The following is a 25,213-nucleotide window of genomic DNA, read 5'->3' as shown; positions in this document are numbered from 1 at the left end:
CTCCCCGTTACTCCCCCTTCGCGCCGGTCAGCCCCTCCACCCGGCTCAGCAGTGACACCTTCCCGTCCCCGATCCCCTTCATCGGGTCCACGGCGACCGCGTTCGACACGAACTCCATCGTCAGCGACTGCTTGATCTCGCCGGTCGTCAGCGCCTTCACGCTCGCGTTCGGCGTGGGTACGGAGGTCCCGGCGGCAGCCGTCTGCTTCGTGTAGTTGTGCCCGGAGAAGAAGACGAGGGCGCCCCCGTCGGCGGTGCGCAGCGCGACCGGCCGGTAGTCGCTGTCGTTCAGCGGCTCGTCGAGGTACTGCGTCGCGAGCCCCGGCCGCGTGGCCTTGTCCCGCGTCGCCCGCAGCGCGCTCGTGTACGCCCCGTCGGCGAACGCGCCCTGCCCGGTCCGCAGATAGTCCGCGTACGCGGCGCTCAACTTGTCGGTGGAGACGGCGAGTTCGGGCGAGACGGCCGGCACCTCCTCGGCGTACCCCTGCGCGTCCCGCTTGAGCGCGGGCAGCTTCCCCGGCGCGACCAGCGTCAGGAACGCGGCCTGCCAGGGCTCCGCGACGTCGTTGCGCGTGAACACCATGACCCAGCGCGCCGTCCCGCCCCGGTTGGCCTGCGAGTCGGCGACGAACCAGCGCGGCCAGCCCGCCTTCTTCGGGATCGTGACCTGGACGTCCGACAGCGCCAGCGGCTGGTGGTTGGGATTGCCGCCGGGGTCGGTGATCTTCCCGGCCTTCAGCCGCGCCGCGTCGATGACCCCGAGCGGGCCCGTCGTGTAGTCGGCGTCCAGCGAACTGTCGTACGCCTTGTCGGCCTTGTTGTAGGCCGCCGTGAACTCCTGGACCGCCTGGGCGGCTTCGGCCGGGGTGGTGGTCGGGACGACCTCGCGTTCCCCGTGGACCACCACACAACCGCTCGCGGTGAGGGACACACCGGTCAGTACGACCGCTATGAGCGCGTTCCGGTCACGCCTGCGCAGCCTGATCATCAGGTGACTTCACCTTCCTCTTCCCGGAGGCGAACCCTACCGGGGCGAGGAAGATCGCGAGCGTCGGGACCAGGTACAGGAGCCACACCGTGACCTGGAGCACGGTCGGGTCCGGCTGGAAGTTGAACACCCCCTTGAGCAGCGTCCCGTACCAGCTGTCCGGCTCGATGGTGTCACTGATGTCGAACGCCAGCTTGTTGAGGCCGGGCAGCCACCCCGCCTCCTGCAAGTCGTGGAATCCGTAGGCGAGTACGCCCGCCGCGACGACGACGAGCATCCCCCCGGTCCACGTGAAGAACTTGGCGAGATTGATCCGCAGCGCGCCCCGGTAGAACAGCCAGCCGAGCAGTACGGCGGTGGCGAGACCGAGTCCCGCCCCGAGCAAGGGCTTTGGTGTCCCGTCCCCGGCGGCGTGCACGGACGTCCAGATGAACAGGGCCGTCTCCAGGCCCTCCCGGCCGACGGCGAGGAACGCGGTCGCCACCAGCGCGCCCGTGCCCATCGCGAGCGCGGCGTCCAGCTTGCCGTGCAGCTCGGCCTTCAGGTGCCGCGCGGTGCGCCGCATCCAGAACACCATCCACGTCACGAGCCCGACCGACACGACCGACAGCGATCCGCCGAGCGCCTCCTGAGCCTCGAACGTCAGCTCCTGCGACCCGAATTCGAGCGCGGACCCGAACGCGAGGGCGATCACGACGGCCGTGGCGACGCCGAGCCAGATCGGCCTGAGCGCGTCCCGGCGGCCCGTCTTGACGAGGTACGCGATGAGGATGCAGACGACGAGGCTGGCCTCAAGACCTTCCCGCAGCCCGATCAAGTAGTTGGAGAACACCGGTCATTCCCCCTTCGCGTCGAACAGGGCCCGGCCCCACCAGTCGTCCGCGTCCCGGACCCCCGGCGGCACGGCGAACACCGCCGAACCCACGTGCTGGATGTACTCGTTGAGCGCGTCGGTCGCCAAGTGCCGCTGGATCTTGATGAATCCGTCCCGCACATCGCGCTGGTACGCGAGGAAGAACAACCCCGCGTCCAGGCGCCCGAGTCCGTCGGTCCCGTCGGTGAAGGAGTAGCCCCGGCGCAGGATCGTCGACCCGCCGTTGGAGTCGGGGTGCGCGAGCCGCACATGCGCGTCCGGCTTCATCGCCTTCAGGAACGGCGCGTCGTGCTCTTTCGCCTTGCCGACCGGAGCGCCCTCGCCCTTGTCCCGCCCGAAGACATCTTCCTGCTCCTGCAAGGACGTTCGGTCCCAGGTCTCGATGTGCATCCGGATCCGCCGGGCCACGAGATACGAACCGCCGGCCATCCACGCCGGGCCGTCCTTCTCGGACGCCCACACGAACTCGGCCAGCCGGTCCGTCTCGGTCCCCGCGATGTTCCGGGTGCCGTCCTTGAACCCCATGAGATTGCGCGGGGTCTGAGCATCCGGCGTGGTCGACGAGGTCTTCCCGAACCCGAGTTGGGACCACCGCACGACGACTTTCCCGAACCCGATCCGCGCGAGGTTACGGATCGCGTGCACGGCGACCTGCGGATCATCGGCACACGCCTGCACACACAGATCCCCGTTGGAACGCGCCAAGTCCAGCGCCTCACCCGGGAACTGCGGCAGATCGACCAATGCCTCCGGCCGCTGCCCACCGAGCCCGAACTTCGCGAACAACGAAGGCCCGAACCCGATCGTCAGCGTCAGCCGCGACGGCTTCAGCCCGAGCGCCTCCCCGGTGTCGTCCGGCGGAGCCTCCGCGAGCCCCCCGAACGCCCCCTCCCCGACCGGCTTCCCCCCGGTCATCTTCCGCGCCGCGTCCGTCCAGTCCTTCAACAGCTGGACGAACTCGGCACGTTCGGTGGTCGTCACATCGAACGCCGCGAAGTGCAGACGGTCTTGTACGGCGGTCGCGATACCGGCTTGGTGCTCGCCGTGGAACTCGACAGCCGTGGAGGGGTCACCGGATCCCGTGTCACCGGTGACCGCCACGGCGGTACCGGCCGTCACGGCACCGAGAGCGAGCCCGGCGCCGCCCCAGCCCAACAGGGCGCGGCGGGAAGGGGGTTGAGTCGTGTCTGTCATGTCCGGAGCCCTACTTGACCACGGCCGCGGCGAGCTTGGACAGCGGTTCCGCGAGCGCGTTCACCGCGTCCGACAGCTCCTTGCGCTGCGCCTCGGTCACCTTGTCGTAGGACACGAAGTCGTAGGACGCCTTGTCCGCGCGGTACTTGTCGAGCAGCGTGTCCAGCGCGGCGAACTGCTTGTCCAACTCGCCCACCAGCGAAGGGTTGTTCTTCTGGGCGATCGGCCGCAGCAGCGTGAACGCCTCCTGGGCGCCCTCGACGTTCGCCTTGAAGTCGACGAGGTCCGTGTGCGAGTAGCGGTCCTCCTCGCCGGTGACCTTGCCGGTGGCGACCTCGTCCAGAAGTTCCTTGGCTCCGTTGGCCATCGACGTCGGCGTGATCACGGCGGTGCCGACCCGCTTCTGCCAGTCCGTGAGGTCCTTGACGAGCTGCGCCGCGAGCGTCTTCTCCTCGGCGCCGATCTTCTTGTCCTGCCACAGCGCCTTCTCCAGGCGGTGCCAGCCCGTCCACTTCTGGCCCGCCTCCAGGCCGTCCGCGCGGGTGTCGACGAGCGGGTCGATGTCGCCGAACGACTCCGCGACCGGCTCGGTGCGCTCCCAGCCGATGCGGGACGGGGCGTACGCCGCCTGCGCCGCCGCGAGGTCGCCCGCCTGGATCGCGTCCGTGAAGACCTTCACCTTCGGGAGCATCGCGTCCGCCTGCTCCTGCGCGTACTCGCGGTATTCGGCCACCGCTTTGTCCAGCCGCGGGTCGTGCTTCGTGGTCGACTTTCCGGTCACCGTGAGGGGCTGGCGGATGCCCTTGCCCTTCATGCCCGGCTTGCACGCGATCTGGTAGTCGCCGGCCTTCACTTCCGCCGTCAGCCGCTGTTTCGTCCCCGCGCCGATGTTCTCCCGCTCCGACACGATCCTGTCGTCCGGGAACAGCAGGTACACCTCGGTGACCTTCGATCCCTTGTTCTCCACGGCCAGTTCGACGTGGCCCGCCGCCACCGACTTCTTCGACGTCTCGCACTTCTCGTCGGTCGCCGTCACCTTGATGACGTGGTCGCCGTTCTCCGCTGTGCTCTTCTCCGTGCAGCCCGTGACGGCGGTCAGTGCCGCGAGGGTCGCGGCTGCGGTGGCAACGAGTCTGGCGGCGCGCATGCGGGGTCTCCCGAGTGGCTGAAAAGATTCGTGACGGGGCTCACAGGGTTCGGTGAGGCTCGCCTAACTTAGCTCAGGCTTACCTGGGGCATACCCCTGTGTGCAGTGATTCACCTCTCAAAAATGCCTTACGGGTACGGGGTGGTTACGTTCGCCTAAAGCGGACGTAATGTCGGCGTCAAAGGAACTTCAAAGGTTCGGGGTGTTTCTGCGGGGGGTGACGAGGAGGGTGGCGGTTTCGGGGTGGGGGAGGACCTCGATGGGGTGGTCGTAGACCTTCGAGAGGAGGGTGTCGGTGAAGATCTCCGCCGGGGGGCCTTCCGCCGCGAGCCGTCCTTTGTGCAGGACGGCGACTCTGTGGGCGTATGCCGCCGCCAGGCCGAGGTCGTGCAGGACTATGACCACCGCGTCGCCCTGTGCCGCCCGTTCCCGGCAGATCCTCAGCACCAACTCCTGATGCTTCAGGTCCAGGGCCGCCGTGGGTTCGTCGAGGAGGAGCAACGGGGCCTGCTGGGCCAGGACTCGGGCGAGCGCGACCCTCGCTCGTTCGCCGCCGCTGAGCGCTGAGAACGGGCGGTCGGCGAAGGGGGTTACTTCCGTCGCCGCCATCGCCACGTGGACGATCGCCTCGTCCTCGGCGGGCGAAGTGGCGTGGGGTGCCCGCCCCATCCGTACGACCTCCCCGACGGGGAACGGAAAGGACACAGCCGCCGCCTGCGGCAACACCGCGCGTCTCAGGGCGAGTTCGGGAGCGGTCCACTCCTGTGCCGGGCGGCCGTGGATATGTACGGCGCCCTGCGTGGCGGGGAGGTCGGCTGCGAGGGCTGCGAGGAGGGTGGACTTACCGGCGCCGTTGGGGCCTACGAGAGCGAGGAGTTCACCGGCGCGGGCGGGGAGGGCTATGCCGTGGAGGATGGGGTGGGGACCGAGACTCAGATGGAGGTCGCGGGCTTCGGCGAGGGGGGTGCCGGGGGCCTGCGGGGGTGGGGGAGTGGGGTGGGGGCGGAGGAGTTTCATGGGGGTCCTTGGGAGGGTGGGGTGGGTTGGTGGGTTTTTGCATTTACCCGGTGCAGGGGGGTGTTGTGAGGGGCGGCGCGGTTGCAGTCGGGTTACGGCGTGCAGGGGGCCTGCGATGTTGAGGGGCGGCGAGTTTTTGGGCTGGGCTGGCTGTGTGTTCTAGGTGGCGGCGAAATTTGGCGTCGGGGGCAGCTTTCTTTTTAGCGGCGGCGAGCTTTTGGTGCCGGGCCGCCGCATGTTCTTTAGGGGCGCGGGGCTGTATCGATATGCGGCTCCGCCGCGTGGGCGCGACCAGCCACAACGAACCCGCACCCGGCAACGCACCCCCTAAACCCACCCCCCTTGCCGCTTCCGAGCCCGACGCAGCAGCCAGAAGAAGAACGGACTCCCCAGCAACCCCGTAAGCACCCCCAACGGCAATTCCGCAGGCGCGGCCACGGTCCGGGACGCAAGATCCGCCGCCAACAAGATGAACGCCCCCAACAACGCGCTCGCCGGCACCAGGAACCGGTGCCCCGGCCCCGCCGCCATCCGCAACAAGTGGGGAATCACCAACCCCACGAACCCGATGATCCCGGAAACACTCACCGCCGCAGCCGTCAGCAACGCGATCACCAGAACCAGCACGACCCGAAGCCGCTCCACATCAACCCCGAGATGCCGAGCGGGCCGCTCCCCGAGCGAGAGCAGGTCGAGCCGCCGAGAGTAGAGGGGCGCAAGCGCAAGCCCGACAACTGCGCACGGCAGAACAGCCAACACCTTGGGCCAGGTGGCCTGCGACAAGGACCCGAGCTGCCAGAACACGATCTGATTCACGGCAGCGGTATCGGCGAAGAACAGGAACAATCCGATAAGGGCCCCACCAAACGCATTGACGGCGATCCCGGTAAGAATAAGGGTCACCACCTCGGCCTTCCCCTCGCTCCGGGACAACGCGTAAACCAACAACGCAGTCCCCAACCCACCCACAAACGCAAACGCGGGAACAGTCCAGGCCCCCAGAAACCCCACCCCCATGGCAATAGCCGCAACCGCCCCCACCGCAGCCCCCGAAGAAACCCCGATCACCCCGGGCTCGGCCAACGGATTCCCGAACACCCCCTGCATGAGCGCCCCCGCACACCCCAACGAAGCCCCCACGAGCAACGCCAGCACAATCCGAGGAAACCGCACATTCCACAGCACGGACTCGGCAACCCGATCCAACTCCCCGCCCCAAAGCCCCACCCGACGCCCCACGGACCCCAGCACATCCCCGACCGGAATCGGATAGGCCCCGACCCCGGCAGCCACCGGCACCAACACCACCAACCCCGCAACAAGCCCCACCCCGACCCACCACTCCCGCCGCCGCCGCCCGACCCCCACCCTCTCGCCTCGCCCAACACCCGTCTCCAGCACGGCCATCCAACACCCTCCCCATCCGATCCCGACCCTCGAATATTAGGTTAGCCTCACCTAATAAAGCCACCTCGACGGCCCGAACCACCCTCATGCCAAGGGCGCGCCCCGCCTCCTCCCCGGCGGAGCCGCAGCCTGGGGCCAAACAGCCGCCCGCGCGATGTTTCAATTCCCGGGTGACTGATTACGATGTCCTCCGCGTCTTCTGCGCGCCCGGCGGAGGGTACGGCAACGAACTCGGGGTGATTCGCGACGGTTCGCGAATACCCGAGCGTGCGGAGCGGCAGGAACTCGCCGCCAAACTCGGGTTCAGCGAAACCGTGTTCGTGGACGACCCCGAGCGCGGGGTCATCGACATCTACACGCCCACCCTCCGCCTCCCCTTCGCCGGCCACCCCTGCGTCGGCACCGCCTGGCTCCTCGACGTCCCCGAACTGGTCACCCCGGCCGGCGAGGTCGGCGCCCGGCTGGACGGCGAGTTCAGCTGGATAGAGGCCCGCGCGGAGTGGGCACCGCCCAGAACCCTCCGCCAGTACGGCAGCGCCGCCGAGGTCGACGACCTCCCGATCCCCCCGCCCGGCGAGTGGATCTACGCCTGGGCCTGGCTCGACGAGGCGGCCGGCCGCGTCCGCGCACGCGCCTTCCCCGGCCGCGACGACGGCATCGACGAGGACGAGGCGACCGGCGCGGCGGCGATCCTCCTCACCGACCGGCTCGGCCGCGCCCTGAACATCACGCAGGGCGCGGGCTCCCAGATCCTCACGGCCCCGCAGCCGTACGGCTGGGTGGAGGTCGGGGGCCGCGTCCTCCTGGAACGCTGACCCGCCGTCGTACGAGATGACAAGCGAGGAACCGCTCCCCGGCCGGGGAAGAGGCGGGACAATGGAGGTGACCTGCCTGGAGTGACGGGAGTGAGGAGAACCCATGACACGTCTCCCGCTCAGAACCGTGGCCGAGATCCGCGCCGCGCTGAGAGAGGGCCGGGGTTTCCCGGGTGACAGGGAGGACTTCGAGGCGGACCTCGCGCGTGCGCTGGAGGAGGCTTCGGAGACCGAACTGGACGCGGTGGCCGCCGTGATCGTCGACTACCGGGGACGTATCCGGCTGTACTCGGATCCCGGGTTCGAGGACGCTCTCCAGGAGGGCCTCGACATCGCCGCGAAGATCAAGAAGGGCGAGCTGGGGTGAGCCGCGTTGTGGCCGTCGTATCGGAAGTGGCGGCGCACAGGTTGGAGGCCCTCGGCCCGGTCGCCCGCCAGGCCGTCGCGGGGCTGCTGAAAGAGCTGGAAGCCGCCCCGCGGCTCGGCGTCCTGCGCCATGTCTGGACCGACGGGCAGCAGGAGGTCTACAAGACCAAGCTCGAACCGCGCGACGGGATGCCGGGTCTGGCGGTCGCGTACGTCTATCTTCCGCAACCGCCCCCGGCAGCGGCCGTGATCATAGCGATCACCCCCGACGACCCCGCCGACGAACCCTGGCTCTGATCCCCACCCTCACGCACTCACCGCGAACTCCTCCCCCAACCCCCGGAACACCCCCGTGTTGAGCGCGAACGCCCTCTTGCACTCGCCCACGATCCGCTGTTTCTCCAGCTCATCGGCCCGCACCGCGTCCAGCAGCTCCCGATACCCCCGCTTGAACGCCGCCGGATTCCCGATCTCCTCGAACACGTAGAACCGCACCCCGTCCCCCTTCCGCGCGAACCCCCACGTCCGCTCCGCCTTGTCGCGGATGATCTGGCCGCCGGAGAGGTCACCGAGGTACCGCGTGTAGTGATGGGCGATGTACCCGCCCGGCCACTCCCGCGCGCACTCCCGAACTCGCTCCGCATAAGCGCGAGTTGCGGGCAGCGCCGACAGCCCCGTACGCCACCCCGGCCCCCGCAGATGCGCGAGATCCCGCTCCAGCGCGCTCAGCCGGAACAACTCCGGCCGGATGAAGGGCCCGGCGACGGGATCGGCCGCGAGCCGTTCCGCACCCGCCTCCAACGCCTCGTACACGAACCAGAGTTGCTCGGTGTAACGGGCGTACGCGTCGACGCCCAGGCGCCCGCCCAGCAGATCGGACATGAACGTCGAGGTCTCGGCCTCCATGTGCTGCTCGTGGGACGCGGTGCGGATGACGGTCGAGAAAGAGTCCATGGCCCACATCTTGTTAAGTAAGGCTTACCTGAGTCAATGCCTTGCCGACACTGCGTCGGGAAACTTGCCGACAACGTGTCGGTAAAAGCGTACAGAAAAAGACCCGACCTCGACAGAGGCCGGGTCGGAGGGGCCGATCAGGGCAGCGTCAGGATGTCCGCCCCCGTCTCCGTCACCACCAGCGTGTGCTCGAACTGCGCCGTCCGCCGGCGGTCCTTCGTGACGACCGTCCACCCGTCGTCCCACATGTCGTACTCGTGCGTCCCCAGCGTCAGCATCGGCTCGATCGTGAACGTCATCCCCGGCTGGATCACCGTCGTCGCGTGCGGGCTGTCGTAGTGCGGGACGATCAGCCCCGAGTGGAACGACGAGTTGATGCCGTGCCCGGTGAAGTCCCGTACGACGCCGTACCCGAACCGCTTCGCGTACGACTCGATGACCCGGCCGATGATGTTGATCTGCCGCCCCGGCCGGACGGCCTTGATCGCGCGGCTCAACGACTCCCGCGTACGCTCCACCAGCAGCCGCGACTCCTCGTCCACCTCGCCGACCAGGTACGTCGCGTTGTTGTCGCCGTGGACGCCGCCGATGTAAGCGGTTACGTCGAGATTCACGATGTCGCCGTCGCGCAGCACCGTCGAGTCCGGGATGCCGTGGCAGATGACCTCGTTCACGCTGGTGCACAGGGACTTCGGGAAGCCGCGGTAACCCAGCGTCGAGGGGTACGCCCCGTGGTCGCACATGTAGTCGTGCGCGACCTTGTCGAGGAGGTCGGTCGTCACGCCCGGCGCGATGTGCTTCGCCGCCTCCTCCATCGCCCGCGCCGCGATCCGCCCGGCGGTGCGCATCGCCTCGACCGTCTCCGGCGTCTGCACCTCCGGGCCGGTGTACGGCGTCGGCGCGGGCTTGCCGACGTACTCGGGGCGCCGGATGTTTCCGGGGACCGTGCGGATGGGAGACAGCTCCCCTGGTGCGAGCAGCGACTGGCCAGACATGACGACGAGTCTAACGAGCGGGGATGGGGGACCATGTCCGTGGTGAAAGGAGCCCCGTGATGGCCCTCTTCAAGAAGCGCACGACCGGCAAGCCCGGCGAATGGTTCTACTGCCTGGAACACAAGAAGGTCGAGGAAGGCCCCGACTGCCCCGGCAAGGACCGCTTCGGCCCCTACGCCTCCCGCGAGGAGGCGGAACACGCGATGGAGACCGCCCGGGAACGCAACCTGGAGTGGGAGAGCGACGCGAAGTGGAACGACGGCGCGGGGAGGGGCGAGGACGAGAACGGCAACGGCTGAAAAACACGGCAACGGCTGAAAAACACGGCAACGGCTGAAAAACACTGAAAGCGGTTACGACGTCTTCGCCGCCGTCCGCTGATCCCGTACCCGCAGCGCGTGGACGTCCGTCCGCGCGTCGTACCTCATCAGCGCCGGCAGGCACAGCGCGAGCGCCCCCACCGCGCCCACGCACAGCACCCCGCCCGACCACATCGACGTACGGATGCCCAACCGCGCGGCGAACGAGCCGGAGCGGACCTGGCCGAGGGTCGGGCCCGCGGAGTACGACAGGAGCTCGATCCCGGCGAGGCGGCCACGCAGCTCGTCGGGGACCGTCTGGTTCCAGATCGCCGAGCGGAAGATCCCGCTCACCATGTCGACCCCGCCGGCGACGGTCAGCAGGAACAGCACCAGCCACACGTTCCGTACGAGTCCGGCGCCCGCGACGGCCACCCCGAACAGCGCGGCCATCACCACGACGATCCGCCCGTGCCGGTGCACCCGCGAGGTCCAGCCACTGGTCAGGCTCACCAGCAGCGACCCGAGCGGCAACGCCGCGTACTCCCCCACTGCCTTAAAGGCGTGGGGGGACCCCCACGCCCCAGCGCCCACGGCGCCCCCAACTCGTCGGCCAGGAACGGCAGGAGCGCCAGCGGCATCGCGAAGAACATCGCCGCGAGGTCGACGGCGTACGTACCCAGCAGGTCCTTGCGTCCCCACGCGTACCGCGCCCCCTCCCTGATCGCCGCGAGGGAAGGTCTCGCCGCCTCGTGCGCCGCCGGGGACGCCGCGACGCCCGCCATCAGCAGCACCGACACCACGAACGTCACGAGGTCCGCGCCGTACGCCCACCCCAGCCCGGCGTACGCCACGACCAGCCCCGCCAGCGCGGGCCCCGCGACCCCGCCGATCGTCCGCCGCAGCGAACTCAGCGCGGCGGCGGCCGGGAGGTGCTCGTGGTCGACGATCCGGGGCCACAGGGAGTCCAACGCGGGCCGCTGGATCGAGGTGAGTCCGGCGGTCAGCGCGGCGATCACGTACAGCGGCCACACCCTCGGCATCGGCAGCAGCGCGTTGACCAGCAGCCCCGCGCTCAGCACGCCCTGACCGGCCTCCGTCCACACGATCAGCGTCCGCTTGTCGACCGCGTCCGCCAGCGCACCGCCGTACAGCCCGAACACGACCAGCGGCACCAGCTCGGCCGCCCCGATCGCGCCCACGGCCGCCGCCGACCCCGTCAGCTCCTTGACCTGCACCGGCAGCGCGACGAACGTCAGGAAACTCCCGAACGCCGAGACCAGCCCGGACAGCCACAGCAGCCGGAAGTCACGGGAGGCGTGCCAGGGGCGCAGGTCGGGGAGGAGGGAGGCGGGAGTCACGAGGGGACATGGTCGGCGGGGGTGAGGGGGCGCGGCAAACGGTTTTCGTACGTTCCCGGTGCCTCACCAGGCGGCCGGCGGCGGAGCCGTCAGCGCCTCCGCGACCCGGGAGAGACGGTCCAGAAACCGTTTACGTCCTCGTTGCTGGACGACCGCCTGCTCACCGGCCCCCGCGCTCACCAGGTGCTGGACCGTGTCCAGGTCCAGCTCCGCGCCCTCCCTGACGTCCAGCGTCTCGTGCGCCATCGCCCCCAGCTCGCCCCCGCCCCAGCCGAGCGCGAGGACGGTCACCCCGGCCCGGCGCGCCGCGTGGACGCGTTCGAGGAGCGGTGCGGGCTCCGTCGGGGCCACCACCAGGAGGGTCTCGCCGCGCCGGGCGCCCTCGATCCTGCCGGGGCCGACCGCGAGGTGCGCGGGGTCGGACGGGCGCGCGCCGTGCCGTACGAGGGTCGGCGCCAGCTCGGGCGTACCGGACCAGGCGGCCTCGTCGACGAGGTGCGCGGCGAGGTGCCACGGCTCGTACTCCGGCGTGCCGACGAGGAGCAGCCCGCCCCCGTGCGTCACCACCGAGCCGCGCAGTACCTGGGCGAACCTCCGCGTCGAGGTCAGCCACTCGGTCCCGGCGAGCACTTCGCGCAGCAAGGCGACACGTACGGCGTCCATGGGGCGCAGCCTGCCGCAGGGGGTGGGGGTCGGTCTCAGGTACTACGGGTATTCACCCGTCCGGGAACGGCTCGGGGACGGTGCCGACGTAAGGTCGGGCCCATGACCTCTACGGACAGTGCAGACAAGCCCGCCCCCAAGGACCCCTGGGACCTCCCCGACGTATCCGGCCTGGTCGTCGGCGTGCTGGGCGGGACCGGGCCGCAGGGCAAGGGGCTCGCGTACCGGCTCGCGAAGGCCGGGCAGCAGGTGATCATCGGCTCGCGGGCCGCCGAGCGCGCGCAGGAGGCGGCGGCCGAGCTGGGGCACGGCGTCGAGGGCGCGGACAACGCGGAGACCGCGCGCCGCAGCGACGTCGTCATCGTCGCGGTGCCGTGGGACGGGCACGGGAAGACGCTGGAGTCCCTGCGCGAGGAACTCGCCGGGAAGCTCGTCGTCGACTGCGTCAACCCGCTCGGGTTCGACAAGAAGGGCGCCTACGCGCTGAAGCCGGAGGAGGGGAGCGCCGCCGAGCAGGCCGCCGCGCTGCTGCCGGACTCGCGGGTCGCCGCCGCGTTCCACCATCTCTCGGCGGTGCTGCTGATGGACCGGGAGATCGAGGAGATCGACACGGACGTCATGGTGCTCGGGGAGGCGCGGGCGGACGTCGAGATCGTGCAGGCGCTGGCCGGGCGGATCCCCGGGATGCGGGGGGTGTTCGCCGGGCGGCTGCGCAACGCGCATCAGGTGGAGTCGCTCGTCGCGAACCTGATCTCCGTCAACCGGCGGTACAAGGCGCACGCCGGGCTGCGGGTCACGGACATCTGAGCCGATGGGGGACACTGGTCGGCGTCGTACACCGGTGTCCCCCGACAGGAGCCCATGGACATGCCCCGCCTCGCCCTCTACGCCCTCGTCGTCTGCCTGCTCGCCGTGGCGGCGGCCGTCGTCTCGTTCGTCCAGGGGAGTTTCCTGGGGGTCGTGTGGGTGCTGATCGCGGGGCTGTCGTCCAACATGACCTGGTACTACTGGCGGCGCGCGAAGGCTAGTTGACCGAGCAGGCCCCGCTGTCGCCCTGCCAGAAGCGGTACAGCTCCTGACCGCAGTACGTCGAGAAGTCGTCGATCCCCAGGCCGCGCAGGATCGCGTCGATCACGTCGAAGAAGCCGTTGTTGATCGACGGCACCCACAGCACCGCGAACACGAACAGCAGGCCGAACGGCGCGAACGGTTCCACCTGGCGCTTCACGCTGTACGGCAGCCAGGGCTCGATCACGCCGTACCCGTCCAGACCCGGCACCGGCAGGAAGTTCAGCAGCGCGGCCGTCACCTGCAACAACGCGAGGAACGCGAGCGCGAACCGGAACTCCGCGGGGACGCCGTCCAGGGCGTCCAGCCAGAACGGCGCCGTGCAGACGACGGCGAACAGTACGTTGGTGAGGGGCCCCGCCGCCGAGATCAGGCTGTGCCGCCAGCGGCCCCGGATGCGGTCGCGCTCGATGAACACGGCACCGCCGGGCAGCCCGATCCCGCCCATGATCACGAAGATCACGGGGAGGACGATGCTCAGCAGGGCGTGCGTGTACTTGAGCGGGTTGAGGGTCAGATACCCCTTGGCGCCGACCGTGATGTCCCCGCCGTGCAACGCCGTGCGGGCGTGCGCGTACTCGTGCAGACACAGCGACACGATCCACGCGGCGGTGACGAACAGGAACACCGCGACCCCGGGGGTCTCCGCGAACCCCGTCCACGTCGCCCACCCGGTCACGGCCGTGACGGCCAGAATCCCCAGGAACACCGGGCTGATCCGCCGGTCGCTGTGGCGGGAGGTGGTGCTGGTCATGGGGGTGGGCTCCTGGGTCGGGCGGGGTGTACGGGTAGACCGTACAGGTGGTGTTTGACATCCTCCCCTCCCCGTCGCCGATCAGACCCCTCGTCCTCGACTCCTCCGAGTTCATGCGGATCTGAGGGTTCGGAAACCCGGAGGCGCGTCGGGGGCGTCCACAAGGACAATGGAACCCGTGCGTTACTGCGTCCTCGGCTCCACTCAGGTTCTGCGTCCCGACGGCACCGCGTTGGCGGTGGGTGGGGCGCGGTTGCGTGCGTTGTTGACGGTGCTGGTGTTGCGGGCGGGGCGGACGGTGTCCGTGGGCTCGCTGGTGGAGGAGGTGTGGGCGGGGGAGCCCCCGGCGGACGCGCAGGGCGCGTTGCAGGCGCTGGTGGGGCGGCTGCGCAGGACGCTGGGCGCGGGGGCGATCGTCTCCGTGGACGGCGGTTACCGCCTCGCCGTGAACTCCGACGACGTCGACGTGTACCGCTTCGAACGCCTCACCGGCGACGGCATCCGCGCCCTCGCCGACGGCGACCCCGCGAAGGCGGCCGTCCTCCTGGAGGACGCCCTCGCCCTGTGGCGCGGCCCCGCCCTCGCCGACCTCCCCGACCGCTCGGCGGAAGCGGCCCGCTGGGAGATGCGCCGCCTCGACGCGGTCCGCGCCCGCCACGCCGCGGCGCTGTCCCTCGGCCAGGCCGAGCAGGTCCTCCCGGAACTGACGGCCCTGTGCGACACCCATCCCCTCGACGAACCCCTCCAGGCCCTCCGCCTGCGCGCACTGCGCGACGCGGGCCGTACGGCGGAGGCGCTGGCGGCGTACGACGAGGTACGGGGCGTTCTGGCGGACCGCCTGGGGACGGACCCGGGGGCTGAACTCCGGGCGCTGCACATGGAGTTGCTGAACCCCGGGGATGCTGTGCGGCCGGCCGCGGCGACGGGGAGGGACACCGGCGGGGGGCAGGCGCCGGGGGCTCGCACCGGGGCCTGGTCCCGGCCCGGGACGCCGGGTGGCCCCGGGACGCCGGGTCGCGCGGGGGCGCCGGACCGCGCGGGAGTGCCGGGCAGCCCTGGGAGTCAGGACCACCTGACACCTCGCGCTGATCCTGGAGCCTCAGGGCATCAGGGGTCTTCCGGCCGGCCGGGGGCGTCCGGTCATCACGGGTCTTCCGGTCGCCCGGGGGTTTCCGGTCACCACGGGTCCCACGGTTCCTCCGGAGCCTCGGACCGCCCGGCGCCCGGCACCGCTCCCGGCGCTTCGGGTCACCCCACCTCGCCTGAAGCTTCGGACCACCCTGGCTCTCCGTCTGCTCCCGCGTCTTCCGGTCACGTAGTACCTCAGGCTTACCCGGGTACCCCTGGCCCTCACGTGCCCCCAGCCCCTCCCGGTCACGTAGTACCTCAGGCTTACCCGGGTACCCCTGGCCCTCACGTGCCCCCAGCCCCTCCCGGTCACGTAGTACCTCAGGCTTACCCGGGTACCCCTGGCCCTCACGTGCCCCCAGCCCCTCCCGGTCACGTAGTACCTCAGGCTTACCCGGGTACCCCTGGCCCTCACGTGCCCCCAGCCCCTCCCGGTCACGTAGTACCTCAGGCTTACCCGGGTACCCCCGGCCCTCTCGTCCCCCCAGCCCCTCCCGGTCACGTAGTACCTCCGACCTACCCGGGTACCCCCGACCACCTCGTACCCCCAGCACCCCCCGGCCACCAAGCACCCACCCCTCACCCCACCCCCTCCGACTCCCCGGCGCCCCACTTCGCCCCCGGCGACCAGGCGCCCCCACCCACCCCCGGCAACCTCCGCGCCCGCCTCACCTCCTTCGTAGGCCGCGAAGCCGACATAGAAACCATCCGTACCGACCTCACCACCGCCCGCCTCGTCACCCTCCTCGGCCCCGGCGGCGCCGGGAAGACCCGCCTCTCCCAGGAGGCCGCCGAGACCGTAGCCGCCCGCGACGGCGTGTGGCTCGCCGAACTCGCCCCCGTCTCCGACCCGACCGCCGTCCCCCAGGCCGTGGTCACGGCGGTCGGCGCCCGGGAGACCGTCCTGTACGGGGCCGGCGCGGAGGAGTTCCGCGCCGTGGGGGAGCGGCACGACGACCCGGTCGACCGGCTCGTGGACCACTGCTCGCGGCGCCGGATGCTGATCATCCTGGACAACTGCGAGCACGTGGTCGAGGCGGCGGCCCACCTCGCGGAGGAACTCCTCGCCCGCTGCCCGGAGCTGACGATCCTGGCGACGAGCCGCGAACCCCTGGGCGTACCCGGCGAGTTGCTGCGCCCGGTCGAACCCCTCCCGGAACCGGTGGCGTTGCGCCTGCTGAGGGACCGGGGCACGGCGGCCCGCCCGGGCTTCCGCACGGCGGACGACCCGGACGCCTGCGCGGAGATCTGCCGCAGACTGGACGGCCTCCCCCTGGCGATCGAGCTGGCGGCGGCCAGACTGCGGATCTTGACGCCCCGTCAGATAGCCGACCGTCTCGACGACCGCTTCCGCCTCCTGACCTCGGGAAGCCGCACGGTCCTGCCCCGCCAGCAGACCCTGAGGGCGGTCGTCGACTGGTCCTGGGACCTGCTGGACGAGGAGGAACGGGACGTCCTGGGCCGCCTGTCGGTCTTCGCGGGCGGCTGCGACCTGCACGCCGCGGAGGCGGTCTGCGGCCCGGCGGCACTGGAGGCGCTGGCCTCCCTCGTGGACAAGTCCCTTGTCGTGGCGGCCCCTTCGCCGGACGGCCCGATGCGCTACCGCCTCCTGGAGACGGTCGCCGAGTACGCGGGCGAACGCCTCACCGCCTCGGGCCGTCGCCCCGAGGCGGAGCGCGCGCACCTCACGTACTACCGCGAACTCGCCCGCATCACCGAGCCGTTGCTGCGCGGCCCGCAGCAGGTCATGGCGATCCAGCGCTTCCAGGCGGAGTACGAGAACCTGCGCACGGCGCTGCGCCGGGCGGTCGACACCCCCGACGAACAGGAGGCGTTGAGCCTCGCCCACTCCCTGCTCTGGTTCTGGCAGATGCGCGACATGCGCATCGAGGCCAGGAACTGGTTCAAGGAGGTGATGGAACTGGCCCCGGACCCCTTCGCGGGCCCGGAACCGCAGTTCGTCGAGCCGGTCTGGCAGCGCGTCACGGCCCTGCCCCCGCCGTTCACCGGCGAGTTCCTCGCCGAGGCGAGACGCGGCGCGCACCTCACCCATCTCGCCTACATGGACACGGAGCTGGAGCTCTGGCAGACCCCGGAGGCGGAACGCAAGCTGGCCCGCATCAAGGACAGCTACCGCCCCGGCCTGCCCCAACTGTGCTGGATCCCGGGCCTGCACGCGTTCTACGCCGTGATGCTGAGCGGCGACATGCCGATGGTCCACGAGATCCTGGACGCCAACATCCGGATCTGCCGTGAACACCCCGCGCTGGAATGGGACTTGGCGTTCTGCCTCCAGCTGCGCGGCAACTTCCGGGCCAACCGCAGCGACTGGGCCGGCGACGGCGCCCGCGACGCGGACGAGGCGCTGGACATCTTCCGCCGGTACGGCGACTCCTGGGGCGCCGCCGAGTCCCTGTCGGCGCGCGCGGAGGCGTACGAGCGGCTGGGCCTGCACGAGAAGGCCGCCGCCGACTACCGCGAGGCGATGGTGCACGCCGAGCACCTGGGCGCCCGCGCCCAGTTGACGATCCTGCGGGTGCGGTTCGCCAACGTCCTCCTGGAGGGCGGCGACCCCGCCGAGAGCGCGCGGGGCGAGGCCATCCTCCGCGAGGCCATCACCGACGCCGAGGGCTACGTCAACGAGGCCCGCCCGGCCGCCCGCCTCTTCCTCGCCGCCTGGCTCGGCGAGACCGGCCGCAGGGACGAGGCCCGCGACCAACTCCGGCAACTGCGCCAGGACTTCGCGCTGGCCCAGTTCCTGGTCTTCGACGCGTTCATCGACGGCGTCGAGGCGTGGCTCGATGCCCAGGACGGCCGGGTCGACAGCGCCCTCATCACCATACGGCGGGCCCTGACCACCTCCGCCGCGCCGCTGTCGATGGTCATCGCGCCGCACATGCGCGCCCTGTACCTCTGTACGGCCGCGTACATCATGACCTGCGACGACGACCCGGCCCGCGCGGCGAACGCGGCCCGCTGCCTGGGCGCCAGCGACGCGATGCTCCCGCCGGGCCACATCGCGCTGCGCCAGGAGCGGATGCAGCGCGCGGACGCGGAGGCGCAGGCGCGGCGCCAACTCGGCGACGCGGCTTACGAGTCGGCGTACGCCGAGGGCGGCGACCTCGGTTACGAGGAGGCCGCCGCCCTGGTCTGACGTGCCGTCGACATCACGTCTTCGTGCGGAACTTGTGGATCGCGACCGGCGCCATGACGGCGGTGATCGCCGCCGACCAGCCGAGCGTGATCCACAGGTCGTGCGCGACCGGGCCGCCCACCATCAGTCCGCGCGCCGCGTCGGCGAGCGTGGACAGCGGGTTGTAGTCGGTGAACTTCTGTAGCCAGCCCGGCATCTTGCCGGTCGGCGTGAAGATCGACGAGCCGAACTGGAGCGGGAACAGCACCAGGAAGCCCATCGCCTGCACCGACTGCGCGTTCTTCATGATCACGCCGAGCGTGAGGAACACCCACATGATCGACGAGGCGAACAGGGTCGCGAGGCCCACCGCCGCCAGCAGCCCCGGCCAGCTCGTGATCTCGAAGCCGACCAGCACGGCGACGATCATCAGGACGACGGTCGCGAACAGCATCCGCACCAGCTCGACGGCGATCTTCGCGAAGAGCACCGAGCCCCGGCCGATCGGCAGCGACCGGAAGCGGTCCATGACACCGGAGTTGAAGTCCTGGCTGAAGCCCGTGCCGACGCCCTGCGAGAGCGTCATCGACATCATCGCGATCATGCCGGGGATGACGTACTGCACGTACTGGTCCTGGCCGCCGCCGAGCGCCTGGCCGATCGAGCCGCCGAAGACGTACACGAACAGCAGGGTGAAGACCACCGGCATCAGCAGTGCGTCGAACATCGACTCCGGGTCCTGGCGGATCCACAGCAGGTTGCGGCGGACCAGCGCGCCGGTGTGCCGCAGGTGGGATCTCAACGGGATGCGGTCGTCGGCGAGTTGAACGGTGGCGGCGCTCATACGGCGACCTCCTCGCGGGGTTCGGTGGCGAAGCTGTCCGGCGCGGTACCGGCGCGGTGGCCGGTGATCGACAGGAACACCTCGTCCAGGCTGGGGAGTTCGGTGGAGATGGAGGAGATGGTGATGCCGCGTGCGGTCACCGCGCCCACGACGGCGGTGAGTTGCTCGTCGCTGAGGATCGGTACCAGCAGCGTGCCGGTCTCCGCGTCGACCGTCGTCTGCGCGAGTCCGGTGATGCCGAGGTCGTCGAGCATCCGCGCGAGCGGGTTCAACTCGGCGGTTTCCAGGGGCTTCACGCGCAGGGTCCGGCCGCCGACCTTCGCCTTCAGCTCGTCCACCCGGCCCTCCGCGACGACCTTGCCCCGGTCGACGACGGTCAGCTCGGACGCCAACTGCTCGGCCTCCTCCATGTACTGGGTGGTGAGCAGGACGGTGACGCCGTCGCCGACCATCCGCTTCACCTCGTCCCACACCTCGTTGCGCGTGCGCGGGTCGAGGCCGGTCGTCGGCTCGTCCAGGAACAGGACGGACGGGGAGCCGATCATCGAGGCGGCGAGGTCGAGGCGGCGGCGCATACCGCCGGAGTACGTCTTCGCCGGGCGCTTGGCGGCCTCGGTGAGCGAGAAACGCTCCAGCAGCTCGTCCGCCCGCGCCCGCGCGTCCTTGCGGGACAGGTCGAGCAGGCGCCCGATCAGGTACAGGTTCTCCCAGCCCGGCAGCTTCTCGTCCACGGACGCGTACTGCCCGGTCAGCCCTATCACCCGGCGCAGCTGCCGGGGCTGGCGCAGTACGTCGTACCCGGCCACCGTCGCGTCCCCCGCGTCGGGCCGCAGCAGCGTGGAGAGGATACGCACGAGGGTGGTCTTCCCGGCGCCGTTCGGCCCCAGGACGCCCCGCACGGTTCCCTCCCTGACCTCCAGATCGACCCCGTCCAGCGCCTTGGTCTCGCCGTAGTGCTTGACCAGTCCCCGTACGGTGACGGCGCTTCCCCCGCCGTTGAGGTTGATGTCGGTTCGCTTCATGTCCTCCACCCTGACAGGGGGCACCGACAAAGCACCGACAGACGACCGACAGCTCACCGACGGCGCGTGCTACCCGCGCACGTACCTCGTGAGAGTTACCCCGTTCGTGAACGCCGTCCGCTCCGCCGCCGCGAACACGGTCGGGTCGAAGGCCCCCTCGAACGCCGGGATCCCCGCCCCCGCGACCACCGGATAGCTCTTGATCACCAGCTCGTCGATCTCCGTCAGCAACTGCCCGGCGAGCTTCCCGCCCCCGCACAGCCAGATGTCCAATCCCGTCTCCTCCTGCTTCAACTCCCGTACGAGAGTCAGGGGTTCACCCGGTACGACGGTGACGTCCGGGTGCGCGGCCGGGTCCAGGGTGCTGGAGACGACGTACTGCCGCAGGTGCGCGTACGGGCTCGTGATCCCGGCGTCCAGGGCCGGGCGGTAGGTTCCGAGGCCCATCAGGACCGTGTCGTAGCGCTTGTTGGGTACGCCGCTGAGGCCGAGGCCCTCGCGCATGGCCGTCGGGACCGTGTCGGGGTACAGGGAGGTAGTACCTGAGGTGTAGGCGGCGGCCTGCTCGGCGTCGCCGAACGGGAAGAAGTCGTACTCACCGGTGGGTCCCGCGATCCGGCCGTCGAGGGTCAGGGCGACGTAGTACGAGAGCTTGCGCAAGCTGGTCAACTCCAGTCGTAGTACTCTGGGTGTAGTGGTTCCCGGTGTCGGGTGAAGTTAGTACTACACATGGAGTGGTGTCAATGGCGAGACGGAACGACGAACGGCGTGTCGCCCTCACGGACGCCGCGCTGGAGGTCCTCGCGAGGGAGGGCGCGCGCGGCCTCACCTTCCGCGCGGTCGACCAGGAGGCCGCCGTACCCCCCGGCACGACCTCCAACTACTTCCTCAACCGCGACGACCTCCTCACCCAGTCCGGAGCCCGCGTCTACGAACGCCTCCAGCCGGACGAGGCGACGATCACGCGCCAGCGCGAGGCGGGCAGGGACCGCGAGACGTACGCCGCGCTGATGCGCGAACTGGTCACCCGTGTCTCCTCCTTCCGCACCGGCTACCTGGCCCTCCTCGAACTCCGCCTCGAAGCCACCCGCCGCCCGGCCCTCCGTGCCCTCCTCACGGACCGCGTCCGCGCGGACGTCGACGCGAACATCGCGTACCACGAGGCATCCGGCCTCCCCGGCGACGCGACCGCCGTCAAACTCCTGATCCTCACGCTGAACTGGCTGATCGTCGAACAGCTCACCCTGCCGGACGTGTTCGGCGAGGAGGAGCGCGAGGCGCTGGTGACGGCGGCGGTGGAGCGGATCGTGGGGGCCTCCGGTTCTTGAGGGACCCCGCGCGGGTACGGCCCGATCATGCCGAGACTGATCGACACCTCCGGATACCCCCGCTTCTGGACCGCCTTCGCCGTCTCCGCCTTCGGCTCCCAGGTCACCGGGCTCGCCCTCCAGATCCTCGTGGCCGTCACGCTGAGCGCGAGCGCCACCGAGGTGGGGGTCGTCAGCGCCGTCCGCTGGCTGCCGTATCTGCTGTTCGGGCTGGTGGCCGGGGTGCTGGTGGACCGGTGGCGGCGCAAACCCGTCATGGTGGGGGTGGATCTGGCGCGCGGCGTCGTCCTGGCGCTGATCCCCGTGCTGTGCGGCCTCGGTCTGCTGACCATCACGACCCTGTGCGTGGTCGTCTTCGCGTCCGGTGTACTGAGCCTGCTGTTCGACGCGGCGAGTCAGTCCTTCGTACCCCGCCTGGTCCCCGAGGCACAGCTCAACTCCGCGTACGCGCGCACCGAGCAGGCGTCGGCGGTCGCCGGATCGGCGGGCCCGCTGATCGCCGGGGCGCTGGTGCGGTGGCTGGGAGCGCCGCTCGCCGTCCTGGTGGACGCGGCCAGTTACGTCGTGTCCGGCCTCCTCCTCGCCACGCTCAAGGCCGACGACCCCGTTCCCGAGAAGAGTGAACGGCGCGGTCTGGTGCGGGAGTTGAAGGAAGGCGTCCGATGGGTCTACCGGCACCGGACGCTCGCCCCCATCGCCCTCACCTCCCACGCGATGCTGCTCTTCAACTCCATGGTGTCGACCGTGTTCGTGGTCTTCGCGCTGCGTGAACTCCGCGTCGGAAGCTTCGGGTTGGGGCTGACGTACGCGTGCGCGGCGGTGGGGTCGGTGCTGGGCGGCGCGGTGTCCGGCAGGGTCGCGCGACGGCTCGACGTAGGCCCGACACTGGTCGCGTTCCGCATCGTGGCCGCCGTCTGCTGGCTTCCCATCCCCCTGGCTCAGCAAGGGAGTTGGGCCCTCCCGGCCGTGTGCCTGGCCTTCTTCGCCGTCTCCTTCGCGATCTCCGTGGAGTCCCCGGTGGAACTGGCCTACCGCCAGTCGGCAACCCCGGACCGGCTGAGGGGGAGGATGAACGCCACCATCCGCTCGTTCAACTGGGGGATGGTGGCGGTAGGGGCGCCGGTCGGGGGCTTGCTGGCGGACGGGGTGAGTTACCGGTTCGCGCTGTGGGTGGGGATAGCCGGGGCGGTTGCACAAGCGGTTGCACTGGCTTGCTCCCGGACGAGGGAGGCGAGGGAAGGCGAACCCGAGCTATCAAACGCCGGATGAGCATCTGCCCTTTAGGGGCGCGGGGAACTGCGCGACCAGCCACATTGAACCCGCACCCGGCCTCAATGCTGTACGACCCCCACCTGCTCCGGCACATGCCCAGCCACAACCCGCTCGCGCCCACCCTGCAACCCCCGCCGCACATCCACCCCGTACGCAACCCCCGCAACTCCCAGCCCCAGCACGGCAAGCACAGCCCCCGCCACAGCCGGAGACGTAACCCCGAACCCGCCGGCCAGAGCAAGCCCCCCGATCCAAGCGCCGCCGGCGTTCGCCAAGTTGAACGCGGCCTGGTTCGCGGAAGACGCCAACGAAGGACCCGCAGCAGCCTTCTCCATCACCATCATCTGAAGCGGCGACCCCGTGACGAACGCGGCAACTCCCAGCAGCGTCACGGCAAGCGCCGCACTCCACTGCGCCGACATCATCACCGGGAACAGAGCCAGCACACCCGCGAGGGACGCCATCCCACCGAACAGAGTCCTCCGCAGGGAGTGATCCGCGAGCCGCCCACCGACCAGGTTCCCGACAGTCGCCCCGACCCCGAACAGCGCCAGCAGCAGCGTCACGCTGGACTCGGCGAACCCGGCGGAGTCCGTCAGCATCGGCGTCACATAGCTGTACGCCGAGAACAGCGCCCCGAACCCCGCGACGGTCGTACCGAGCGCGAGCCAGACGGGCAGCGACCTGAGCGCCGTCAGCTCGCTGCGGAGCCCGACGGAGGGAACGGGCGCCTCACGGTCGTACGGAATCAGCGCCGCGAGGGACGCGATCGCCACCAGACCGATCACGCTGACGCCGAGAAACGTGGCCCGCCACCCGAGATGCTGGCCGACGAGGGTCGCGACGGGGACGCCCGCGACGTTGGCGATCGTGAGGCCGAGGAACATCAGGGAGACGGAGCGGGCCTTGCGCTCGGGCGCGACGAGGGTCGTCGCGACGACCGCGCCGACCCCGAAGAACGCCCCGTGCGGCAGCCCGCTCAGGAAGCGCGCGGCGAGCAGCGAGTCGTACCCGGGCGCGAACGCGGACAGCGCGTTGCCGGCCACGAAGAGGACCATCAGGCCGATCAGGACCTTGCGGCGGGCCATCCGGGCCGTGACCGCCGCGAGCAGCGGCGCGCCGATGACGACGCCGAGCGCGTACGCGGAGACGAGGTGACCGGCGCTGGGGACGGAGATACCGAGGTCGTCGGCGACGTCGGGCAGCAGGCCCATCATCACGAACTCGGTGGTGCCGATGCCGAACGCGCCGATGGCGAGTGCGAGCAGGGCGAGGGGCATGGCGGGGCGACCTTTTCGGAAGAGGGCACAGGGGAGCGGTACGTTCATCGTACCGCTTATTTGTTCACTGACGGAACAAAGCCTGCCGTGCCTTCTATTCCTCAGGGTTACGGCTTCATGTCCTTACATTAAATCAATCGGTCTTGGTCAGGTCCACCCGAGCCGCCACCGGCAGGTGATCGCTCCCCGTCTTCGGCAGCGTCCACGACGTCACCGGCTCCACCCCCTGCACCATGATCTGGTCGATCCGCGCCATCGGGAACGACGCCGGCCAGCTGAACCCGAACCCGCTCCCGGCGGCTCCCTGCGTCGACCGCATCTGCGACGTCACCGCGTTCAACGACCGGTCGTTCATGGTCCCGTTGAGGTCGCCCAGCAGGATCTTGCGCGGCAACCGCTCGTCGGCGATGGCCTCCCCGAGCGCGTCGGCGCTCTTGTCCCGCTGCCGGGCCGTGAACCCGGCCTTCAACTTCACGCGCACGGACGGCAGATGGGCGACGAAGACCGCGATCTCGCCCTCGGGCGTCTTCACGGTCGCCCGCATCGCCCGCGTCCACCCCAACTTGATGTCCACACCGGAGACTTCACTGATCGGGTACTTGCTCCACAACCCGACCGTGCCCTCAACGGCGTGGTAGCGGTACGTGGTTGACAGTGCCTTCTCGTACGTCGGCACCGCCGACGCCTTCAGCTCCTCCAGCGCCAGTACGTCCGTCCCGGACGCGGCGACGTCCCGCGCCGTACCCTCCGGGTCCGGGTTGTCCGCGTTCACGTTGTGGGTCGCGACGGTGAGGTCACCGCCCGTCCCCGTACGGTCGATGACGAGGCCGCCGAAGAGGTTCAGCCACACGGCGACCGGCAGGACCGTCGCGATCAGTGCCGTCGCCGACTTGCGGACCAGCGCCAGCACCAGCAGGACCGGCACGAACACCCCGATCCACGGCAGGAACGTCTCGATGAGGCTGCCGAGGTTGCCGTACCGGTTCGGGATGTGCGAGTGCAGCACCATCACGCCCGCGATCAGCGCCGCGAACACGGCGAGCACGATCCCGCGCCGCCAGATCCCCCGGTTCCCGCGCCAGCCGGAGGTGAAGCGGCTTGCCAGGCGCCGGATACGGTCTCCTCGACGTTCGGGCCCCGGCCCGCCGTCCGCCGTCTCCGTCAAGTACGCCTGCTGCGCCATACCGTGTCGCCTCACTGCCTGCCGTGCACACCGTCCGTCCCCCGTGTGTATGACCCTAGGGGATGATCGGCTCCGATCCCGCCGTCCCATGACGGCCGTATGGAGACTTGGACGAGCACGG

At 70.2% G+C, this 25,213-nt stretch carries 24 protein-coding genes and 1 pseudogene; 9 read left to right on the top strand and 16 right to left on the bottom strand.

All coding sequences use genetic code 11. From position 1 onward, the window contains the following. Positions 1-7: 7 nt before the first annotated feature. The 6 genes from ACQCO7_RS12100 to ACQCO7_RS12075 all read right to left on the bottom strand — a co-directional run bounded on the left by ACQCO7_RS12100 (position 8) and on the right by ACQCO7_RS12075 (position 6,627). The gene (locus ACQCO7_RS12100) at positions 8-988 is read right to left on the bottom strand and encodes an SCO2278 family lipoprotein (protein ID WP_464071825.1); all 981 of its coding nucleotides are present in this window, start codon (positions 986-988) and stop codon (positions 8-10) included. Next, positions 966-1,820 (bottom strand): iron uptake transporter permease EfeU, encoded by an 855-nt coding sequence (gene efeU, locus ACQCO7_RS12095; RefSeq protein WP_464071824.1) that lies wholly within the window; start codon positions 1,818-1,820, stop codon positions 966-968. The genes ACQCO7_RS12100 and efeU overlap by 23 nt, the downstream gene beginning before the upstream one ends. Before the next feature lie 3 nt (positions 1,821-1,823). Beyond that, positions 1,824-3,056 carry an iron uptake transporter deferrochelatase/peroxidase subunit gene (gene efeB, locus ACQCO7_RS12090; protein ID WP_464071823.1) on the bottom strand — a complete coding sequence of 411 codons (1,233 nt, stop codon included), beginning with the start codon at positions 3,054-3,056 and terminating at the stop codon, positions 1,824-1,826. 10 nt (positions 3,057-3,066) lie between these two features. Next, positions 3,067-4,203, bottom strand: a complete 1,137-nt coding sequence (efeO, locus tag ACQCO7_RS12085) for an iron uptake system protein EfeO (RefSeq protein WP_464071822.1) — start codon at positions 4,201-4,203, stop codon at positions 3,067-3,069. Between the two features lie 189 nt (positions 4,204-4,392). Beyond that, positions 4,393-5,220: a heme ABC transporter ATP-binding protein gene (locus tag ACQCO7_RS12080; protein WP_464071821.1), complete on the bottom strand. Its 828-nt coding sequence runs from the start codon at positions 5,218-5,220 to the stop codon at positions 4,393-4,395. Between the two features lie 327 nt (positions 5,221-5,547). Continuing rightward, positions 5,548-6,627 (bottom strand): FecCD family ABC transporter permease, encoded by a 1,080-nt coding sequence (locus tag ACQCO7_RS12075; RefSeq protein WP_464071820.1) that lies wholly within the window; start codon positions 6,625-6,627, stop codon positions 5,548-5,550. Between the two features lie 170 nt (positions 6,628-6,797). On the opposite strand from ACQCO7_RS12075, the gene ACQCO7_RS12070 reads away from it, so the two are divergent. From ACQCO7_RS12070 to ACQCO7_RS12060, 3 genes are all read left to right on the top strand, one after another. After that, a complete protein-coding gene (locus ACQCO7_RS12070; RefSeq protein ID WP_409119577.1) occupies positions 6,798-7,442 on the top strand; it encodes a PhzF family phenazine biosynthesis protein in 645 nt (214 codons plus the stop codon). A 103-nt stretch (positions 7,443-7,545) separates the two neighbouring features. Next, positions 7,546-7,809 (top strand): DUF6247 family protein, encoded by a 264-nt coding sequence (locus ACQCO7_RS12065; protein ID WP_464071819.1) that lies wholly within the window; start codon positions 7,546-7,548, stop codon positions 7,807-7,809. Then, a complete protein-coding gene (locus ACQCO7_RS12060; protein ID WP_050368866.1) occupies positions 7,806-8,105 on the top strand; it encodes a hypothetical protein in 300 nt (99 codons plus the stop codon). Before ACQCO7_RS12065 ends, ACQCO7_RS12060 begins: the two co-directional genes overlap by 4 nt. 9 nt (positions 8,106-8,114) lie before the next feature. On the opposite strand, the gene ACQCO7_RS12055 is transcribed toward ACQCO7_RS12060, so the two are convergent. Together ACQCO7_RS12055 and map are read right to left on the bottom strand one after the other, a co-directional pair. Further along, positions 8,115-8,762, bottom strand: coding sequence for a biliverdin-producing heme oxygenase (locus ACQCO7_RS12055; RefSeq protein ID WP_464071818.1), 648 nt, complete (start codon positions 8,760-8,762; stop codon positions 8,115-8,117). 137 nt (positions 8,763-8,899) lie between these two features. Beyond that, positions 8,900-9,757 carry a type I methionyl aminopeptidase gene (map, locus tag ACQCO7_RS12050; RefSeq protein ID WP_464071817.1) on the bottom strand — a complete coding sequence of 286 codons (858 nt, stop codon included), beginning with the start codon at positions 9,755-9,757 and terminating at the stop codon, positions 8,900-8,902. A gap of 59 nt (positions 9,758-9,816) precedes the next feature. Here map and ACQCO7_RS12045 point away from each other — a divergent pair, with 59 nt between their 5' ends. Beyond that, a complete protein-coding gene (locus ACQCO7_RS12045) occupies positions 9,817-10,056 on the top strand; it encodes a hypothetical protein (RefSeq protein WP_464071816.1) in 240 nt (79 codons plus the stop codon). A gap of 54 nt (positions 10,057-10,110) precedes the next feature. Here ACQCO7_RS12045 and ACQCO7_RS12040 read toward each other — a convergent pair. Both ACQCO7_RS12040 and ACQCO7_RS12035 read right to left on the bottom strand, forming a co-directional pair. Then, positions 10,111-11,417 (bottom strand): annotated as a pseudogene (locus tag ACQCO7_RS12040) (MFS transporter). Positions 11,418-11,480: 63 nt separating this feature from the next. Then, complete coding sequence (locus ACQCO7_RS12035; protein WP_010358585.1) at positions 11,481-12,080, bottom strand: hypothetical protein; 600 nt, start codon at positions 12,078-12,080, stop codon at positions 11,481-11,483. A 102-nt stretch (positions 12,081-12,182) separates the two neighbouring features. Between ACQCO7_RS12035 and npdG the strand changes: the two genes are divergently transcribed. Together npdG and ACQCO7_RS12025 are read left to right on the top strand one after the other, a co-directional pair. Next, positions 12,183-12,887 carry an NADPH-dependent F420 reductase gene (gene npdG / locus ACQCO7_RS12030; protein ID WP_464071815.1) on the top strand — a complete coding sequence of 235 codons (705 nt, stop codon included), beginning with the start codon at positions 12,183-12,185 and terminating at the stop codon, positions 12,885-12,887. A gap of 54 nt (positions 12,888-12,941) precedes the next feature. Beyond that, complete coding sequence (locus tag ACQCO7_RS12025) at positions 12,942-13,112, top strand: hypothetical protein (RefSeq protein WP_409119569.1); 171 nt, start codon at positions 12,942-12,944, stop codon at positions 13,110-13,112. On the opposite strand, the gene ACQCO7_RS12020 is transcribed toward ACQCO7_RS12025, so the two are convergent. Beyond that, positions 13,105-13,902, bottom strand: coding sequence for a site-2 protease family protein (locus ACQCO7_RS12020; protein WP_464071814.1), 798 nt, complete (start codon positions 13,900-13,902; stop codon positions 13,105-13,107). The two genes, ACQCO7_RS12025 and ACQCO7_RS12020, sit on opposite strands and share 8 nt — an antisense overlap. A 169-nt stretch (positions 13,903-14,071) precedes the next feature. Between ACQCO7_RS12020 and ACQCO7_RS12015 the strand changes: the two genes are divergently transcribed. Next, on the top strand, positions 14,072-18,184 hold the full coding sequence (locus tag ACQCO7_RS12015) for a BTAD domain-containing putative transcriptional regulator (protein WP_464071813.1): 4,113 nt from the start codon (positions 14,072-14,074) through the stop codon (positions 18,182-18,184). 13 nt (positions 18,185-18,197) lie between these two features. Here the strand turns inward: ACQCO7_RS12015 and ACQCO7_RS12010 are convergent, their stop codons facing one another. From ACQCO7_RS12010 to ACQCO7_RS12000, 3 genes are all read right to left on the bottom strand, one after another. After that, positions 18,198-19,007 carry an ABC transporter permease gene (locus ACQCO7_RS12010; RefSeq protein WP_464071812.1) on the bottom strand — a complete coding sequence of 270 codons (810 nt, stop codon included), beginning with the start codon at positions 19,005-19,007 and terminating at the stop codon, positions 18,198-18,200. Beyond that, positions 19,004-20,029: an ATP-binding cassette domain-containing protein gene (locus ACQCO7_RS12005; protein ID WP_464071811.1), complete on the bottom strand. Its 1,026-nt coding sequence runs from the start codon at positions 20,027-20,029 to the stop codon at positions 19,004-19,006. The genes ACQCO7_RS12010 and ACQCO7_RS12005 overlap by 4 nt, the downstream gene beginning before the upstream one ends. A gap of 69 nt (positions 20,030-20,098) precedes the next feature. Next, positions 20,099-20,689: a dihydrofolate reductase family protein gene (locus ACQCO7_RS12000; protein WP_464071810.1), complete on the bottom strand. Its 591-nt coding sequence runs from the start codon at positions 20,687-20,689 to the stop codon at positions 20,099-20,101. A gap of 83 nt (positions 20,690-20,772) precedes the next feature. Here ACQCO7_RS12000 and ACQCO7_RS11995 point away from each other — a divergent pair, with 83 nt between their 5' ends. Together ACQCO7_RS11995 and ACQCO7_RS11990 are read left to right on the top strand one after the other, a co-directional pair. Continuing rightward, positions 20,773-21,357, top strand: coding sequence for a TetR/AcrR family transcriptional regulator (locus tag ACQCO7_RS11995; RefSeq protein WP_409119562.1), 585 nt, complete (start codon positions 20,773-20,775; stop codon positions 21,355-21,357). Positions 21,358-21,384: 27 nt separating this feature from the next. Beyond that, positions 21,385-22,626 carry an MFS transporter gene (locus ACQCO7_RS11990; protein WP_464071809.1) on the top strand — a complete coding sequence of 414 codons (1,242 nt, stop codon included), beginning with the start codon at positions 21,385-21,387 and terminating at the stop codon, positions 22,624-22,626. A gap of 62 nt (positions 22,627-22,688) precedes the next feature. Here ACQCO7_RS11990 and ACQCO7_RS11985 read toward each other — a convergent pair whose 3' ends face one another. Both ACQCO7_RS11985 and ACQCO7_RS11980 read right to left on the bottom strand, forming a co-directional pair. Beyond that, on the bottom strand, positions 22,689-23,909 hold the full coding sequence (locus ACQCO7_RS11985; protein WP_464071808.1) for an MFS transporter: 1,221 nt from the start codon (positions 23,907-23,909) through the stop codon (positions 22,689-22,691). Positions 23,910-24,042: 133 nt separating this feature from the next. Further along, positions 24,043-25,092 (bottom strand): endonuclease/exonuclease/phosphatase family protein, encoded by a 1,050-nt coding sequence (locus ACQCO7_RS11980; protein ID WP_464071807.1) that lies wholly within the window; start codon positions 25,090-25,092, stop codon positions 24,043-24,045. Positions 25,093-25,213 lie beyond the last annotated feature (121 nt).

The organism is Streptomyces saintjeani (genome assembly GCF_055409605.1).
Note: the sequence above shows the minus strand (reverse complement) of the source record. Positions and strands in the feature narration are given on the sequence as shown.

Coding starts and splice junctions, on each gene's coding strand:
- ACQCO7_RS12015 (WP_464071813.1), top strand. CDS start 14,072: ATGGAACCCGTGCGTTACTGCGTCCTCGGCTCCACTCAGGTTCTGCGT.
- ACQCO7_RS11985 (WP_464071808.1), bottom strand. CDS start 23,909: ATGCCCCTCGCCCTGCTCGCACTCGCCATCGGCGCGTTCGGCATCGGC.
- map (WP_464071817.1), bottom strand. CDS start 9,757: ATGTCTGGCCAGTCGCTGCTCGCACCAGGGGAGCTGTCTCCCATCCGC.
- ACQCO7_RS12080 (WP_464071821.1), bottom strand. CDS start 5,220: ATGAAACTCCTCCGCCCCCACCCCACTCCCCCACCCCCGCAGGCCCCC.
- ACQCO7_RS12065 (WP_464071819.1), top strand. CDS start 7,546: ATGACACGTCTCCCGCTCAGAACCGTGGCCGAGATCCGCGCCGCGCTG.
- efeO (WP_464071822.1), bottom strand. CDS start 4,203: ATGCGCGCCGCCAGACTCGTTGCCACCGCAGCCGCGACCCTCGCGGCA.
- efeB (WP_464071823.1), bottom strand. CDS start 3,056: ATGACAGACACGACTCAACCCCCTTCCCGCCGCGCCCTGTTGGGCTGG.
- ACQCO7_RS12045 (WP_464071816.1), top strand. CDS start 9,817: ATGGCCCTCTTCAAGAAGCGCACGACCGGCAAGCCCGGCGAATGGTTC.
- ACQCO7_RS12035 (WP_010358585.1), bottom strand. CDS start 12,080: ATGGACGCCGTACGTGTCGCCTTGCTGCGCGAAGTGCTCGCCGGGACC.
- ACQCO7_RS12100 (WP_464071825.1), bottom strand. CDS start 988: ATGATCAGGCTGCGCAGGCGTGACCGGAACGCGCTCATAGCGGTCGTA.
- ACQCO7_RS11990 (WP_464071809.1), top strand. CDS start 21,385: ATGCCGAGACTGATCGACACCTCCGGATACCCCCGCTTCTGGACCGCC.
- ACQCO7_RS12055 (WP_464071818.1), bottom strand. CDS start 8,762: ATGGACTCTTTCTCGACCGTCATCCGCACCGCGTCCCACGAGCAGCAC.
- ACQCO7_RS11995 (WP_409119562.1), top strand. CDS start 20,773: ATGGCGAGACGGAACGACGAACGGCGTGTCGCCCTCACGGACGCCGCG.
- ACQCO7_RS11980 (WP_464071807.1), bottom strand. CDS start 25,092: ATGGCGCAGCAGGCGTACTTGACGGAGACGGCGGACGGCGGGCCGGGG.
- ACQCO7_RS12025 (WP_409119569.1), top strand. CDS start 12,942: ATGGACATGCCCCGCCTCGCCCTCTACGCCCTCGTCGTCTGCCTGCTC.
- ACQCO7_RS12005 (WP_464071811.1), bottom strand. CDS start 20,029: ATGAAGCGAACCGACATCAACCTCAACGGCGGGGGAAGCGCCGTCACC.
- ACQCO7_RS12010 (WP_464071812.1), bottom strand. CDS start 19,007: ATGAGCGCCGCCACCGTTCAACTCGCCGACGACCGCATCCCGTTGAGA.
- ACQCO7_RS12075 (WP_464071820.1), bottom strand. CDS start 6,627: ATGGCCGTGCTGGAGACGGGTGTTGGGCGAGGCGAGAGGGTGGGGGTC.
- npdG (WP_464071815.1), top strand. CDS start 12,183: ATGACCTCTACGGACAGTGCAGACAAGCCCGCCCCCAAGGACCCCTGG.
- ACQCO7_RS12020 (WP_464071814.1), bottom strand. CDS start 13,902: ATGACCAGCACCACCTCCCGCCACAGCGACCGGCGGATCAGCCCGGTG.